Raw genomic sequence first — 15,595 nt, forward strand, 5'->3', positions numbered from 1 at the left:
CGTCGCTCAGGGCACGATGACCCCGCGTCCGGCGAAGCGGCGGTTCTTGAAGTCGTCCAGGGCCAGGTTGATGTCGTCCAGACTGTACTGGGCGTAGTGCATCTTGACCTTGCCGTCGGCGTTCAGCTCCATCAGCTCGACCAGTTCGGTGTAGTTGCCGACCAGACTGCCGCCGATGTTGATCTCGTTGATCACCAGATGCGCGGTCGGAACCTCGATCTTGCCGCCATAGCCGATCATGATCAGCTCGCCCCCGGGCCGGACCATCTTCCAGCACAGGTTCTCCACCCCAAGCTCGCCGACGAAATCCATCACCACCTGCGCACCGCCGCCAGTGATCTCTTTGATCTCCTCGACGATGTTCGGCCCCCCATCCAGGACGAAATCCGCGCCAAGCTCCTTGCACAGCGTGCGCGCCGCCGGTTCGCGGTCGACCGCGATGATCCGGCAGCCCGAGATTTCGTGCAGACACTGGAGCGCGATGTGACCCAGGCCGCCCACACCGACGATCACGCAATACGCCCCCGGCCGCAGGCTTTTCGCGGCCTTCTTCGCAGCCCGGTAGGCGGTGATGCCCGCATCGGCCATCGGGGCCACGTCCAGGGGCGTCACGTTGGGGTTCAGCTTGATCAGGCTGCGCTCTGAGGTCAGAAAGTATTCCGCAAAGCCTCCGTCCAGGCCAAGGCCGGGAAAGAGGCTGTGTTCGCAGTGCATGTCGTCGCCATAGCGACATGAGAGGCAGATGCCGCAGGTCCGGTGCGGGTGGCAGATCACCGTGTCGCCATGCTTGACCGAGGTGACGTTCGACCCGACATCCTCGACCCAGCCGGCGTTCTCATGGCCCATGATATAGGGCAGAAGGTTGCCGCCCTGGTCCATGATGTCCTTCCAGACGCCCTCGATGATGTGCAGGTCGGTGCGGCACAGACCCGCCGCCCCCACCTTCACGATGACATCGTTCGGGCCCATGATCGTCGGGGCCTTGACCGTCTCGATCTTCAGCTGAACGTTCATCGCGGGGTCGTATTCGTAAAGTCTGGCAGCTTTCATGTCAGCGCCCTTTCTGGTCGCAAGTGGTCATTTCCGCCCAAGTTTCTCCGCACCGCCCCCCAGGGCCCCGCCTGCAGTCGGGTCCTCGTCTTCCTTGAGATCGGCAATCAGGGTTTCCGTGGTCAGGATCAGCGTTGCCACCGAGCCTGCGTTCATAAGGGCGGCGCAGGTCACCCGGACCGGATCGACCACGCCCGCGACCATCAAATCCTCGAACCGGCCGGTGGCGGCGTTGTAGCCCTGGTTGCCGGTCATCGCGCTGACCTTGCTGACCACGTCATTCGGTTCCGCGCCTGCATTGAAGGCGATCCGCGCCAAGGGCAGAGTCAGGACCGACTGGACCAGTTCCACCCCCTTGCGGATGTCGCCGGTGACGGTCTGCGACAGCGTCGCCAGTGCCGGAGCGACCCGCGCAAGGGCAACCCCGCCGCCGACCAGCACACCCTCTTCGGCCGCCGCGCGGACGGCGTTCAGCGAGTCCTCGATCAGCTGGATCGTGCGCTTCTGTTCGACCGGGGTCACACCCCCCGCCAGGATCGTCGCCGTCCCGCCGCACAGCTTGGCCAGCCGTTCCTGCAGCTTGTCCTTGTCGACATTGGGCGGTGCCAGTTCATATAGCCGCTGGACCTGCGCCCGGCGGGCTGCGATGGCCTGAGCGTCGCCGTGACCGCGGATGATCTTCGTGTCGGACTGGGTGGATTCGATCCGGTCGGCCCCGCCCATGTCGTCGCGGGTGATCGCCTCCAGACAGTCACCCAGATCCCGCGACAGGACCTTGCCGCCGGTGAGGATCGCCAGATCCTCCATCATGTTGCGGCGCCAATGGCCGAACTCGGGCGGGTGGACGACCAGGAACTTGCCGGGGCCGTCCTTGCCCAGAAGCGTCATCAGCACTTCGGGCGAGGTTTCCTCGGACAGGATCACCAGCGGGCGCTTGTCCGCGGCGGCGATGGCCTTGGCCGCCTCCAGCTGGCTCGCGGTCTTCATCTTGATGTCGGTCAGGACGATATAGGGGTTCTCCACCACGGCCCGCATCGCATCAAGGTCGGTGACCATGTGGTGCGAGATGTAGCCCCGGTCGAAGGCCATTCCGTCCACGACATCCAGGGTCGAGACGTTCCCGGTGCCGTAGTCGGTGGTGATGACCCCCTGCGCGCCGACCCGGCGGAAGGCTTCGGCGACCAGCGACCCCAGGTCGACGTCCGAGGCGCTGATCCGAGCCACGGCGGACAAGAGCGCATCATCCGTGGCGGGCTTTGACGCCGAGCGGAGCGCCGAGGTCGTGGTTTCGACCGCAAGGGCAATGCCACGGCACAGTTCGACCGGCTTCGCGCCCTTGTCGATCAACGCAACGCCTTGCTGGATCATCCCGTTCGCCAACACGATCGAGGTCGTCGTACCATCGCCCGCCACATCATTGGTCTGCATCGAGACTTCACGCACCACCTGGGCGCCCATGTTCTCGAAGCGGTCGAAAAGCTCGATCTCCGAGGCGATGGAGACCCCGTCGCGGCTGATCAGCGGCGTGCCGATCGGTCGGTCGATCATCGCGTTCATTCCCATCGGACCCAGGGTGGATTCGACTGCGGCGCTTAGCCTTTGCACCCCATGCGCCAGGGCGCGGCGGGCGTCATTTCCGTGAATCATCAGTTTCGGCATGGTCTTCTCCTGCGCGCAAATACCGGGGCCCGGGGGCTCTTAGTGGAATGTTCTGATCGAGTTGGCGCCGTCAGGCAGGTCGGCGGGCACGAAGTCCACCAGGACCGGCACCTCGCCCGACAGGTCGGCCTGCTTGTAGCGGGTGGCTTTCAATCCCCGGCACAGCGAGCCCGAGAATTCCATGTTGATGCGCACCGACCGCAATAGCTCCATGTAGGTGCGAAAGCCCTCTGCGGTCAGCGGTACGCCGTCATAGTCCGGCAAGGCGCGGTCCGAGGGCTGGCGGGCCAACCCCTTGGCCTTCAGGATCGCCAGATAGCGCCCGGTCTGGCGGGCATCTTCGGGGTCTTGAAACGTGACAGCCTCCAGCTCGGTCAGGGTCATGTCGACCAGCCATTCCGGCGAATAGGTCAGCGCCTGCAGCGCCTTGATCACCACTTCCTGACGCCGCTGAAACGCCTTGCGGTCGAACTTTTCGCGCAGGGCGCTCAGGTCCTCGCCGGGATGCAGGTCCTCGAACACCGACCCGAAACTGCGGCCGGCGTTGATCGCCGCGTTCATCTCATCGGCCGCCATGTGGTCGTGCAGCGTGACCACGGCCCGCGCGACCCAGGGCAGAACCTCGACCTCGCGCTTGATGCTTTCGGCCATCAGGAACGCGAAGTTGGGCGAACACCAGTAGGTCGGCAGCCGGAAGCTGACCTGCACCTCCCGGGGGTCGTCGTGGTGCAAGGAAGGGGTGATGGACACCGACTCCACAAAACCGAGATCCGTCACGGCCTCGTCAAGTTCGGGGTCCATCACCAGGTCCAGCCGCGCCCAGACCTGCTCAAGAGGGGGTTCTGCAAGCAACTCTGCGGGGAGACGTGGCGCGTCTGGCATGGGCGTCACTCCGCCGCGATCATCATCGGCTGCTTGGCGAACTCTGCCTTGCGGGCCGCGATGTCGATGTTGTAGAGCCGCGCCGCATTCAGGCCGAGGATCTTTTCCTTGATCTCGTCCGTCAGCTGGATGCCGACCCTTTCGGCCGAGATGTCGGCGGGAAGCTGGCAGGCCCAGAACTTCTCGACCAGCCACTTCGGCGTCCAGATCGCATAGTCCGACCCGAACAACAGCTTGTCAGGCCCGATCCAGAACAAGAGCTCGGCGATCACCTCGGCGAAATAGCGCGGCCGGGTGTGGATGAAGGGCAGCGCCACGGCAAGCCCGGCATAGACGTTGGTTTCCTGCGTCGCGATCCAGCAGAAATCATCCAGGCGCGGCAGGCCCGCGTGTTCGATGATCCAGTTCAGGTTCTGGAAATCGGTCGCCGCATAGTCGACGTCATGGACATCGAACGCATCCTTGTTCAGCGGGATGATCGTTGGGCCCTTGTGAACATGGATATTCTTGATGCCCAGCTTGTCGCACAGCTCAAAGCACTTGTAGGCGTCCGGGTCGTTCAGCCGCCAGCCCTTCGAGGAGCCGTTCCATTCGGCCGTGTACATCTTCACGCCCTGGATGTTGTAGGTTTCCTTCATCCAGTGGATGTATTCCAACGCCTTCTCGCCATCGCGCGGGTCGAAGGACCCGTTCACGATAAAGCGGTTGGGGTACTTCTTGGCCACCGTGTGATTGCGCTCGATGGTGTTGAAGCCGTCCTTGTAGAAGTCCTTGAGATAGGTCGAGTTCAGGATGGCGATGTCATCCGGCCCCTCGATGAAGAGGTCGTTGTAAAGCTGGTCGGCCGAGTACTTCTCGAACTTCGACTTCTCCCACAGCTCTTCCTTGGGGGACAGGTTGGAGTGGTAGGCATAAAAGCAGTCGATGAACTGCTTGCCGTGGATGTTGGCTTGGTTTTCGGGGCTGCCATCCCAGAAGTGGGTATGACCGTCGACCACGAAGATCTCCTTGCCTTCAGGAGTGATGTACATGGGAACTGCCTTTCGGACATCGCGGTGGTGGGATGGGTTAGGATGCCGCGGGGGACTGGCCCCCGCGCCTGGGGGTCAGATGAACTCGAGCATCTCGTTCATGTCGCCGTAGAGGATGACGGTGTTGTCGTCGGCGCGGACCATGCGGCCGTAGTGCGTCGAGGAGTTGACCTCGAAAAGCTCGGCCGTCATTTCCCGGCCCAGGTATTCGCTGATCTCATCCATCTTGAAGATCATCTTCCCCGTCCCGTCGATGCGGATCAGCGCGGGGTTGTAGGTCACCGTGACCCCCGGCTGCTGGTCCATGAATTCGGCGATGGCGCGGGCCTCGACCGAATCCGACATCGTCACACCGCATTGATGCGAAACGGTCTTCTCGAAGGTGATGTCCTTCATCGACTTGAAGATGTTGTCGTGGCTGTTGTCGCGAGCGATATTCGACATGCTGTTTCCTTTCAGCGTGAGAGATTGAGTTCGCCAAGGATCTTCGCGAACCGCTCTTCAGAGACCGCGCGCGCCTCGTCGAAACTGACCGGCTTGGCGTGGGCCTGGCTCCAGATCGGCTGCAGGTTGCGGGCGGCCCTTTCGGCCAGGGCCGCGTGCTTCTTGACCCAGGACTGGAACAGCGTGCGGTTCTGCGCGCCGAACTTTTCGTCGTTCACCAGGAGGTAGATCAGGTCGATCGTGTTCGCGAGGTTGCGCTCGTAGTCGCCTTCCGCGGCGGCGATGACCGATGGGGTCATGAAGTCGTTGTTTGGCGCGCCGGCCTGCATCAGGAAGCCCGAGCGGAACAGCTCGCCCACCAGCGGCTCGAAGATCAGGTTGATGGCGAAATACTGCTCCAGATAGTCGGTGCAGCCCATGATCGTCTCGACCGCCTCACGCGTGCCTTGCCAGATCGGGTCTTCCAGCCAGGCCCGCTTGCCCGCCTCGTCATCCCAGCCCGCGATATCCATGCCGATCTCGGCGAGATACAGCGTGATGTCCTGCGAGAGCCGCAGCTTGTAGGACGAATTGGTCAGCGTGGCGTTGTTGATCATCTGGGTATAGCCGTAGCGCTGCGCCTGCATCAGGCTGGTGCCAAGGCCGAACTCGGCATGCTTCCATGCCCCGAGATGCTTTTGCAGGACCTTGCCCCAGGCCGCGTCGAAGGCATGCTGGGCGCCGGACTTGCGGCCGTTGCTGATGACCGACTGGACCATCACCTCGATGCGCGACTGGCGCTGGTAATGCGTCCGCTCCCATTCCTGGTCGGGGGCACGAAAGGCGTGCCAGTTGCTGCTCTTGGCCTTGGTGCTGTCCTTCTCGTAAGCGCCCCGGCCGTTCGGGAAGGCGATGATCCAGTCCTGGATCAGATAGCGTTCGGGATCGGGCTGGACGTCCACCGTGACGTCCTCGTAGTGGGTGGCCCGCTTGCCGCGAGGTTCGAAATAGCGGTAGCGTCGGCTTTCGCTGTCGACAAACCGCGCGGCGCCTGCCGCCCCCGATCCGACCGAGCTTGATGTGGCAACCATGTCTTTCTCCCTGTTTGTAAGGCTTTGGCCTGTTGTTGTCAGTGCGCCTTGACCGGCGCCGAGGCGGTGGAGGTGGTGAACTTGTCGAAGAAGGTCCGGTCCGGGTCGAAGTCCTGCAAGAACAGCACCGGCTGCAGCGCATCGATCATCGGCGGCGGGCCGCAGGCATAGGCGTCGGCGTCACCTTCGATGCCCATCCGCTTCAGCTCGGTTCCGACGACCTGGTGGACGAAGCCCTCGGCCCCGGTCCATTCCTCGTCGTCCTGGGCGTGAGACAGCACCGGGATGAAGGTGATCGCGGGGTTGGCGGCGGTGATCGCGGCGATCCGGTCCAGATAGAAAAGATCGGCCCGGGTCCGCGCGCCGTAGAAGAAGTAGACAGGGCGGTCCTCACCGCTGGCGATGTGGTCATGCAGGATCGACCAGATCGGCGACATGCCCGAGCCTGCGGCGACCAGCACTATCGGTCCGGTTCGGTTTTCCCGTCGGAAGCAGGATCCGTAGGGTCCGGTGACGGTGACTTCGGCTCCGACTTCGATCCCGCCGCTGTCAAGTTCGCCAGAGAAGCGTCCCTCGGGGTATTTCTTGATGATGAACTTGAGGGTTTGGCCTTGGTCCGGCGTATTTGCCATGGAGAACGAGCGTGTAATCGTCTCCCCCGTTTTGGTCCTGACGGTGATGTCGACATATTGCCCGGCCCAGAATTTCAGGGGAGACTCCAGCGCGATCTCGATCGACCGGATGTCGTGGGTCAGACTTTCCTTGGCGCTGATCCGCCCCTTGAACGCCTTGACGGCGATGGATTTCGACAAAAGCTCTTCGTCGAAGTTCAGAAGCTCGATCACCAGGTCATCCTGGGCCAGGGACCGGCACAGAAGGATGCCGCCATTCTCGCGGTCGCCATCGCTAAGCGCGAAGGTGGAGTATTTCAGCAGGTCGACCTCACCCTCGACCAGATTGCACTTGCAGGCCGAACACTGGCCTTCCTTGCAGCCGTGCGGCAGCGAAATGCCCTGGCGGAACGCGGCGTCCAGGATCGTTTCGCCGTCCTCGACTTCGAACTCGACCCCGACGGGCTCCAGGCGGACGGTATAGGTGTCGGACATTTTCATGGACCTTTGCAGGACATGTTTCCTTGGCCCGGTGCCCCGAACGGGGACCGGTTTGGGTGGACATGGGCCGGAAAATCCGGCCCATGCCGCCAGGTGCTTAGTGGCAGGGGTTGATCGTGAACCCTTTGGCGTAGTCGGCGAGGTGCGCCTTGCGGGTCGCCTCGTCCATGCCGCGCAGCGTGATCAGCGGCGAGCCCAGCGTGTGGCCGCGCACGTGATCCAGCGTCCACATGTCCTTGTCGTCAAAGCGCAGGTGCGGTTGCGGGATGAGCGTCTTGCCGTCGGAACGGACGAAGTTCAGATCCACGATCGCATCGGCCAGGTCGACGCCGTGATAGAGCGTCTCCCACTCACGCTTGCCCGAGAAGCGGCCCATCGCAGGCGTCGGACGCCCTTGATATTCGTCCGCAAAGGCCTCGACTGCGGTCCAGCGGTCGATTTCGTGGGCAAAGGTGTGCAGTTGTCCGTCGATCTCGTCCACGACCATATCCTCACGGATAAGGCAGGGGACCAGGCACGACCAGCAGCGGTGCGGATAGACGTAGCCGACTTCCTCGTTGAAGGTGATGACCTTCTGACCCGGCTTCGACAGTTTGGCATACCACTTCCAGAACTCGCCGAATTCCGAGTACCAGCCGGGATACTTGTGCTCGAACCATTCAAAGTCCTTCTCGGTCTGGGCTTCGATCCGCCAGAAGTTCACCGGCCAGCCGACCGCGAAGAACTGGCCCACCTTGTGGACATAGTTCTTCTTGGTGATCCGCTCCCAGGCCAGCGTCACGTCATCATGGTGGATCTTGATGCCGTACTTCTCCATCGGAAGCATGTAGGTCCGGTAGTAGTCCTCATAGACCCAGCGATGCCACATCTCGGCATAGCTTTCCTTGGTCTTGTCGCGGTCGGTGGTGCCGTATTCGATGAAGGTCCCGATGGCGGCATCGACAATCGCGTGGTTCTGCCAGAACGCGTATTTCATGTCGCGTTCGATCAGAAGGTGGTTCTCCGGCTCTTTCAGCGCGGCCATCATCAGGCTGTGGCCATTGCCGATGTGACGGCTTTCGTCGGACTGCACCGACAGGAACACCGTCGGCAGCGCATAGTCGCCGTTGCGGGCGGCTTCCGACGGCATGGCGACGAAAAGCGTATTGGTGAACGCGGTTTCCGCCACGACGGTCAGATACATGCAGGCGGCCGTCATCGCGTCACCGGTGAGGAACCCCTCGCCGAACTGGCGGCCGATGGTGGTGGCATAGCACTTGCCGAACGCTTCTTCGGTGATGTCGAAGCCGGCCGGATCGATGTAGTTCTCCATGTACCACTTCTTCAGGTTCATCTGAATCGTGGAATGGCGGAATTCATCGACCATCTGCATGGTGAAGCCGGTCCGCAGGTCTTCGCCCGGTGCCAGGCGGCTGACCATGGCCATCGACCGCGCCGCACTGATTTCCGGGAACGGTATGATCGCCAGGAACAGCTTCATCCATTCGACCCAGCGGGGTTCGACGTTGCGGAACATGTCGCCGCGCAGCGCCGCATCCAGCGCGCCGTAGACACGGTTGTCCTTTTCCTCCTGCATCGAGAAATAGGACCGCAGCACCTGCTTCATCGGATCGCGCGGGGCCTTGGTGATCTTGTAGTCGGACGGGTAGGTCATCGCTTCCTGGACATAGGAAGGATTCCACCCGAGGTCCGAGATCTTCTTGGTCGCATCGGCAACAGAAATGCCCTTCTGCGATGTGATCTTGTTCAGCGTCAGTGTCGACATTGTTGCTCACCTTTTATGTTGAGTATGTTGTGGGCATTGCCGTCGGCAAAGGTCCGGGGAACCAAAGTTTCATCTGAAACCCTGGCTATCCAACACGCTGGATCAGTTTCACGGATTGTGAATTTCATTCGCAACGCAAGGCCTCCCTTCCTTCGTTCTTGAGCTGCATGAGTCGATCTGCAGCTTCTTATTTGTAGGAGAACCCTAGGGCGCTGCTTTCCAAGATGCCTAATGGAAATTTGAGTGTAACGCTCTGTGACACGACCGTAACGGATCATTACACTTCCGGTTTCGATGTAAAAAACCAGCCCAATCCCTAAAGTACGGGTTGGCGGACTGCCCCGCGGGAAATCATGGAAGCGACCATGAACGACGCAGACGAAATCCCTGTCCAGATGGCCGAACTGCAGCGGATGCGGGTCGCTCTGGTCATTCTGCTTAGCCAGGAGACGTCCAAGCTTCTCAGCCGCCGTCAGCGCGTGGCCGGCAAGGAGATCGAGCTGATGTGTGCCGAGCGCGATCTGGTCGAGCAGCCCGCGAACGACCGCAGCCTGCAGGCTTTGGACGTGCTTCAGGGCCAGGACCGCGCCGCAAGGGCCGAGCTTGCCGAAACCGAGGGCGAGATCCGCCGGATGGAAGAGGTCCTCGCCAAGATCGATGCCGATATCAGCCGACTCTGCCAGGCCTGAAGGAACCGACCATGAAGGATGAACGCGCCAATCTGCAACTTTTCGACCTGATCGCCCGCGAATGGCAGTTGCCCGCGCCGGTGACGGAAGTGGTGTTCAACGCCACGAACACTGCCGTAGCCTTCGGCTGTGCCGACGGCAGCATCCACCTTGCAAGCACCAGCGACAAATCCTCGCCCAACCAGCGCACCCGCCGCGCCGTGGACACCGGACGGGTGACCATCGCGCCGAGGGAGGGCCATGTGACCCCGCTGCGCACGGCCGACCATACTGACGGGCGAAGCTCGAGCATCGGTCGGCACGGGCAGACCAACTTCCTCTTTGCCAAGGACAGCGGACGGATCAACACGCTGACCCCCGGCGGGCTTTCAGTCCATCTGCCGCAGCGCGCGCCGGGGCCGATCCGGGCCGTCGCGGCACGGCCGGATGGCACCGTCATCGCCTGGTCCAGCGGGTCAGACCTCCACCTCGGCACCGGCACGGACGATCAGACCCTGCCCCACCCTGCCCCGGTCCACTTCATCACCTATAGCCCTGACGGCAGCATCCTGGCGGCGGCGCATGCGACGGGGATGTTTCTTTGGACCTTGGCGCCCACCCCGATCCCCCGCGACATCACCCTGCCCGCAGTTCCGACCGCGCTGAAGTGGAGCGACGATGGCAAGTACCTTGCCGTCCTGCTGGAGACCAACGGCTTCTGTCTGGTCGCGGCAGACGGCACCGAAATCCAGCATTTCGGCAGTTTTCCCGCCCCAGTGCGCTCCATCGGCTTCAACCTTGCCCGGCAGACCGTCGTTGCCTCTGGCGCCTATCGGCCCGCCGCCTGGTCGCTGACAGGGCGGGAGAACCTGATCAGCGGCAAGTCGGGCCTGATCCTGATCGACGCGATCGCGACCTGCCCGACGCGCAACCTGGTGGCCGTCGGCTACGCGAACGGTCTCGTGAGCCTGGCCGAAATCGGCCAGCCGACCGAGATCCTTCTGCGCGAAAACACCGGAGCCGCCGTCCGAGACCTGGCCTGGTCCGAATGTGGAAACTTCCTCGCCCTGGCCGGGGCGGATGGGACCGCCGCGCTTGTCGAATTCCCTGAAGCCATGTTCAAACCCACCAAAGGATAACCGTCATGTCGCACCCCCAGGCCATAGAGCTGACCGAGGAAGAACGCAGCAAGGATGCCTTCTTTCAGCGCATCGCCCTGGTTGGCGAAGAAATGATCGCGGCGCATGGCAGAGAGTTCGCCACCGGGGCCTTCGTCCTCGCGGCGCGCTGGATCAGCGAAGGACGGATGGGCGCGAAAGGGCCCAGGCAGCCAAACTAGGCCGCCCACGACCCGGCAACTGTAACGCAGTGTTACAGATAGGCGGGCATTTCCCTTCGGAAAACAATGATTCAGGAAGAACCTGTGTGTCATGTTAACATGTTCACGAGATGCCTAAAAAATAGCACAGCCAAAGGCACCGAAGACGACACCGGGGGGAACTAGGTTGGACATCTTTTCAAAGAAGACTGGCCCGCGTTCGGAGGACATCCAGGCAAGACAGCACCTTCAGCGCAACTGGGGAACGATCGAGAAGCTGGCAGACACGCTAAGCGGCGGCAAGTACTCGGCCGACAAGGCCAGGCGGGCCGCTCCGCCACCGCAGCCGGAAGGGCTGATCATCGTCGACCAGGCAGGCCCACGGGTGGCCGATGACCCCGAGCCCTATCTTCGGATAAGCTCGAACGGCCGCGTCGTCGTCGCCGACGCCCATTCAGGGGTCCAGGTGCATTTCCTGGGTCAGTTGAAGCGGATCGACGGTGTGGTGCGCTTCCTGATTGCTTCTGCCGAAAACGGGTTCATCAATCCTCTGGCACCGGACATGCAAAGCAGGATCGCAGATCTGGCAGGCCGGGTGATAAACCGGGACTATCCCGAGGAAGAACTGGCACGAGACCTCAAATCCAGGCTTGGGATCGAATGACCCTTATCCTTCGATCAGGCCATAACAACGCGGAAAGGCTACACGCGCCACTTTGAATGTGGCTCGAATTAAATCCAGGGGAGGGGATTTAATCATGAGTTCGAATGAGCACTCGCGAAATTCGGGCTCGGATCTCGGGTTCGACTTTGCAACCTTTGACCCGCAAGAGACCACAAAGGCATGGAACCGCTTTCTGGCAAACCGCAATGCGCCCAGTCTCCCATTGAAGGGAGTCCGGTCCGTCATCTACCAATCATGGCAGCGATCCAACACCGTCGGCGTCAAGCCTGAGCAATTCGCGGCGCCGGTTGTGGAAGGTCGTCTTCCTGTGGACAAGTCGGCGCATGACAACGCCGAATTGCGCCGCGCCACGCTGGCGTCGCTGAACCATATCGGCACATTGTTGTCAGGTGCGGAAGCGATGCTGATCCTGACCGACCGCAAGGGCGTGATCCTCGACACTGTCGGCGACACCTCGACGCTGAACAAGGCCAGGAAGATCAACCTGACGGTCGGCGGCGTCTGGAGCGAGGATGCCGCGGGCACCAACGGCATCGGAACCGCGCTTTTCATGGGCGCGCCCGTCTATGTGCATGGGGACGAGCATTTCTGCGAAGGCATGAAAGCCTGGAGCTGCGCCGCCGCCCCGATCCGCGATCCGGTCGACCAGTCGATCATCGGCGTCATCAACCTCAGCGGGCTGACGACGATCTTCCAGAAGCACAACGCGGCCTTCGCCGCGACGGCGGCCCGCGACATCGAGGTGGCCATCGCGCAGGAACAGTCCTTGCTCAACATGCGCCTGATGGAGGAGACGATCGGTCATTTCCCGAAGTCCTTCGGTCCGAATGATGGCCTTGCGATCATCGACCGCTTCGGCCGCCTGATATTCAACAGCAACTGCAACGAGACAGTGCCCAAGCTGGGACAGGGCCTGGGTCTTGGCGCCCGGTTTCTTGATCTGCCGGACGGGCTGTCCGAGGAAATGATCCTGCGCGCTTTGCCCGAAGGGCTGCGTTGTCAGGATATCCGGCTGCTGAAGATCGACGGCAACATGAAGGGCGCGGCTCTGGTCTTCAATCAGCCGGCGGCCTTTCCCTCCGCCCGGCCTGCCGCCCTGTCGCGGGCGGTCGCGCCCGACCTGCCCGGCGTTGCCATCCCGAACACCAACCTGAAGATCGTCGGCCAAAGCAGTGCCATCCTTGAAACGCTGGACACGGCTCGCCGGATCGACCTGACCGATGCTGCCATCCTGATCGAAGGCCAGACTGGCGTCGGCAAGCAGCTTTTCGCCCGGCTGATCCATGCGCGCGTCGACCAGCCCGGCAAAACCGGGTTCACCACGATCAACTGCGGCGCGATCACCGAAGGCGTCTTCCGCGACCGACTTCTAGGGTCCGACGAAGCCGACGCCGGCCCCCTTCTGTGTCTGGACGAGATCGGCGAACTGCACCCGGAAAACCAGACCCTGCTTCTGCGCTATCTTGAAGAACGTCTCATCCGGCTTACCGGCCCCGAGACCCCCAATACCCCCTTGGTCCTCATCTCGCTGACCAACCGGAACCTTCAGGCCGAGGTTGAGGCCGGGCGGTTTCGGCGTGACCTCTTCTACCGGCTCGGCAGCACGGTCCTGACGATCCCGCCCCTGAAGGACCGGGGCGACGATGTCCTGCTGATTGCCGAGCATTACAATCGCAAGCTGGCGCGGGAAACCGGACGCGATTTGCTGATCTTCGACGAAGAGGTCCAATCTGCCCTGCTGGCTCATTCCTGGCCGGGCAACGTGCGCGAGCTGCGCAACGCCATCATCAATCTGCACGCTCTGGCCAAGTCCCGCCACGTCACGGTGGCCGATCTGCCCCGCGCCGTCACCACGCCCACGCCAGGCCCGGTGGACCCGACGCTCATGGCCACGCATGACCGGCTTCAGGCGGGATCGGTTTCCCTGCGGATGGCCGAAGTCCTCCTGATCGAGACCGCTCTGGCCCAGCATCGCGGCAATCTCAGCAGCACGGCCCGGGCGCTGGGTATTTCCCGACCGACGCTCTACCGCAAGCTCAACGACTACGGGATTGGCGCGCGCCCGGACGAAACCAAGCCCTAGGCCCCGTTGGACACCTCCACCACGCGGGCCGCCCCCTGGAAATGTGACCTGGCAGTTTCGCTGCGCACGCCACGGGCCGGAAACTCCAGCTCTGTTCGCCGCGGCAAGGCGCGCTCCCCCTGGGCCGTGGCACCACTGCCGGTTGCGTCCTTGCTGGCCGCTGGCAGGCAGTCTAAAAGCGATACTGTGACCCAAGGGGGCATTGCGTGTTCGTCGGGCGCCTGCCGAAGCCTTCATCGGACGGCATCGGCGACAGTCCTGAAAACCCCGCGGGCCAGGCCGATCAACCGGCGAAGCATCCGCGCTGCAACATGAAGACGCTTGGCAACTGTCGCTCCCCTCTGGCCAACCTTCCAAACACCTTTCTGGCCCAACCCGCTGCCCACCCTTCTGGCTCACCTGTTCGGACTGGCACCATTCATGATCCGCACCTGGCCCGCCCTCAAAACCTTCGCCCTGTCCCTGGACCTGCCGCAGGTCACGGTCGACCACCCCTGGGGCAACGAATGTCTGAAGGCCCACGGCAGGATGTGGTGCTGGTGGAGCCCTTACGTCGATGCCGCCGTCTTCAAGGCAGGCCACGAAGAACGCGAAATGCTGCTGGCCGCCGACCCGGAAACCTTTACCCTCCACCCGCACTACACCGCGCACACCCTGGTGCTGGTCCGCGCGGGCCGGATCGACGAAGGCTGGGCCCGGGCCCGCCTGATCCAGCAATGGCGCGACGCCGCACCGAAGCGCTGGCTGAAAGCCTGGGACGCTGCCAACCCTCCCGCCTGACCCAAGCCCTTTCACCTGTTCTCAAATATCCCGGGGAGCTCGAGGGGCAGCGCCCCTCGTCAGCCTTGGTCTTGCGCCCCTCGCGCAAGGCCGAGAGAACAGACGTGCGGCGACCAGCCGCTCCATTCGAAACCCGCACCGCACCGTCCTAGCGATCGATCCGACATTGATAGCAATTGTTCCGCGCGGACCGCACATGCAGGTAAGCCACCTTCGGGTCCGCGAAAAGCTCCCTCGCCCGCGCCGCAATCGCCCCGGTCGCGACCACTCCTCCCGTGCCATAGACGATCCGGTCGTCCGCGCCATAGCCCCGGACGATGTAGTCCGACGAGGCCAGCATCTGCGGAACAGCCTCACCTCCGCCCGCGTCGCAGGCGTCAGCGCACAGGAAGATCGGCCCCACCTCGGCATAGGGCTGCGGCGCCGGGAAGGGCCGGTGCGCCAGCACCAGCATCCCCACGCCTGCGGGGATCAGCCCAAGGCAATGTCGGCAGGGATTGCCGGCCCCGTCCGAAAGCTTGCGCTCCGGCACCTGCCCGTTCGCATCAACGCCCCCGGCCTGGTAGGCCCGGACAACCTTGGTCGGTATCGCCACAAATCGCATGTCATCCTCCGTCTCTAGCCGGAAGATGCCCGCCCCACGAAACCCAGGCGACCCGATCCTTGCGGGTTCACTCCCGCTCCAGCATCCTGCCCAGCACCCGGCCACCCAGAATGTGCAGGTGATAATGCGGCACCTCCTGCATCCCGTGCGCGCCGGCGTTGGTGATCGCGCGGAACCCCTCGTCGCCGGTCAGTCCCAGGATCGCGCAGACCTTGGCGACAGTGCGGTGAAAATCGACCAGCTCGTCGGCCGAGGCCTCGGCTGCGAAATGGTCAAGGCTGACGTAAGCCCCTTTCGGGATCGCCAGCACATGCACCGGCGCCTGGGGATGGATGTCGTGGAACACCAGCGTGTGCGGCGTCTCCATCACCGTCTTGTTCGGAATCTCGCCGCGCAGGATCCGGGCGAAGATATTGGTGGGGTCGTAGCTCCAGCTCATGTCAC

General features: G+C 62.8%; 16 protein-coding genes. 6 read left to right on the forward strand and 10 right to left on the reverse strand.

Features of this window, described 5'->3' with window-relative positions; genetic code table 11:
* Positions 1-6 precede the first annotated feature (6 nt).
* From Q8M85_RS09710 to Q8M85_RS09745, 8 genes are all read right to left on the reverse strand, one after another.
* Positions 7-1,050: an NAD(P)-dependent alcohol dehydrogenase gene (locus tag Q8M85_RS09710; RefSeq protein ID WP_305543572.1), complete on the reverse strand. Its 1,044-nt coding sequence runs from the start codon at positions 1,048-1,050 to the stop codon at positions 7-9.
* A 27-nt stretch (positions 1,051-1,077) separates the two neighbouring features.
* Positions 1,078-2,709, reverse strand: coding sequence for a chaperonin GroEL (gene groEL / locus Q8M85_RS09715; RefSeq protein WP_305543575.1), 1,632 nt, complete (start codon positions 2,707-2,709; stop codon positions 1,078-1,080).
* 39 nt (positions 2,710-2,748) lie between these two features.
* The gene (locus tag Q8M85_RS09720) at positions 2,749-3,591 is read right to left on the reverse strand and encodes an iron-sulfur cluster assembly protein (protein WP_305543578.1); all 843 of its coding nucleotides are present in this window, start codon (positions 3,589-3,591) and stop codon (positions 2,749-2,751) included.
* 5 nt (positions 3,592-3,596) lie between these two features.
* Entirely contained in the window at positions 3,597-4,622 is a 1,026-nt protein-coding gene (locus tag Q8M85_RS09725; protein WP_305543579.1) for an amidohydrolase family protein, read from the reverse strand.
* Between the two features lie 75 nt (positions 4,623-4,697).
* A complete protein-coding gene (locus tag Q8M85_RS09730) occupies positions 4,698-5,066 on the reverse strand; it encodes an MmoB/DmpM family protein (RefSeq protein ID WP_305543581.1) in 369 nt (122 codons plus the stop codon).
* A gap of 11 nt (positions 5,067-5,077) precedes the next feature.
* Positions 5,078-6,136 (reverse strand): aromatic/alkene monooxygenase hydroxylase subunit beta, encoded by a 1,059-nt coding sequence (locus tag Q8M85_RS09735; protein ID WP_305543582.1) that lies wholly within the window; start codon positions 6,134-6,136, stop codon positions 5,078-5,080.
* A 38-nt stretch (positions 6,137-6,174) separates the two neighbouring features.
* A complete protein-coding gene (locus tag Q8M85_RS09740) occupies positions 6,175-7,242 on the reverse strand; it encodes an NADH:ubiquinone reductase (Na(+)-transporting) subunit F (protein ID WP_305543585.1) in 1,068 nt (355 codons plus the stop codon).
* A gap of 103 nt (positions 7,243-7,345) precedes the next feature.
* A complete protein-coding gene (locus Q8M85_RS09745; RefSeq protein WP_295079194.1) occupies positions 7,346-9,013 on the reverse strand; it encodes an aromatic/alkene/methane monooxygenase hydroxylase/oxygenase subunit alpha in 1,668 nt (555 codons plus the stop codon).
* A gap of 365 nt (positions 9,014-9,378) precedes the next feature.
* Between Q8M85_RS09745 and Q8M85_RS09750 the strand changes: the two genes are divergently transcribed.
* From Q8M85_RS09750 to Q8M85_RS09775, 6 genes are all read left to right on the forward strand, one after another.
* A complete protein-coding gene (locus tag Q8M85_RS09750) occupies positions 9,379-9,702 on the forward strand; it encodes a hypothetical protein (RefSeq protein ID WP_305543588.1) in 324 nt (107 codons plus the stop codon).
* A gap of 11 nt (positions 9,703-9,713) precedes the next feature.
* Complete coding sequence (locus Q8M85_RS09755) at positions 9,714-10,820, forward strand: WD40 repeat domain-containing protein (protein ID WP_305543590.1); 1,107 nt, start codon at positions 9,714-9,716, stop codon at positions 10,818-10,820.
* A 5-nt stretch (positions 10,821-10,825) separates the two neighbouring features.
* A complete protein-coding gene (locus tag Q8M85_RS09760) occupies positions 10,826-11,020 on the forward strand; it encodes a hypothetical protein (protein WP_305543592.1) in 195 nt (64 codons plus the stop codon).
* A gap of 166 nt (positions 11,021-11,186) precedes the next feature.
* A complete protein-coding gene (locus Q8M85_RS09765; RefSeq protein WP_305543593.1) occupies positions 11,187-11,663 on the forward strand; it encodes a hypothetical protein in 477 nt (158 codons plus the stop codon).
* A gap of 94 nt (positions 11,664-11,757) precedes the next feature.
* Positions 11,758-13,767 (forward strand): sigma-54-dependent Fis family transcriptional regulator, encoded by a 2,010-nt coding sequence (locus Q8M85_RS09770; RefSeq protein ID WP_305543594.1) that lies wholly within the window; start codon positions 11,758-11,760, stop codon positions 13,765-13,767.
* A 420-nt stretch (positions 13,768-14,187) separates the two neighbouring features.
* Positions 14,188-14,547, forward strand: coding sequence for an MmcQ/YjbR family DNA-binding protein (locus tag Q8M85_RS09775; RefSeq protein ID WP_305543596.1), 360 nt, complete (start codon positions 14,188-14,190; stop codon positions 14,545-14,547).
* Between the two features lie 148 nt (positions 14,548-14,695).
* Here Q8M85_RS09775 and Q8M85_RS09780 read toward each other — a convergent pair whose 3' ends face one another.
* Positions 14,696-15,151, reverse strand: a complete 456-nt coding sequence (locus Q8M85_RS09780) for a DUF1203 domain-containing protein (RefSeq protein WP_305543597.1) — start codon at positions 15,149-15,151, stop codon at positions 14,696-14,698.
* Positions 15,152-15,218: 67 nt separating this feature from the next.
* The gene (locus tag Q8M85_RS09785) at positions 15,219-15,590 is read right to left on the reverse strand and encodes an HIT domain-containing protein (RefSeq protein WP_305543598.1); all 372 of its coding nucleotides are present in this window, start codon (positions 15,588-15,590) and stop codon (positions 15,219-15,221) included.
* Between the last annotated feature and the right edge of the window lie 5 nt (positions 15,591-15,595).

Origin of the sequence: Tabrizicola sp., assembly GCF_030694085.1 — a bacterium.
Classification (GTDB): Bacteria; Pseudomonadota; Alphaproteobacteria; order Rhodobacterales; family Rhodobacteraceae; genus Tabrizicola.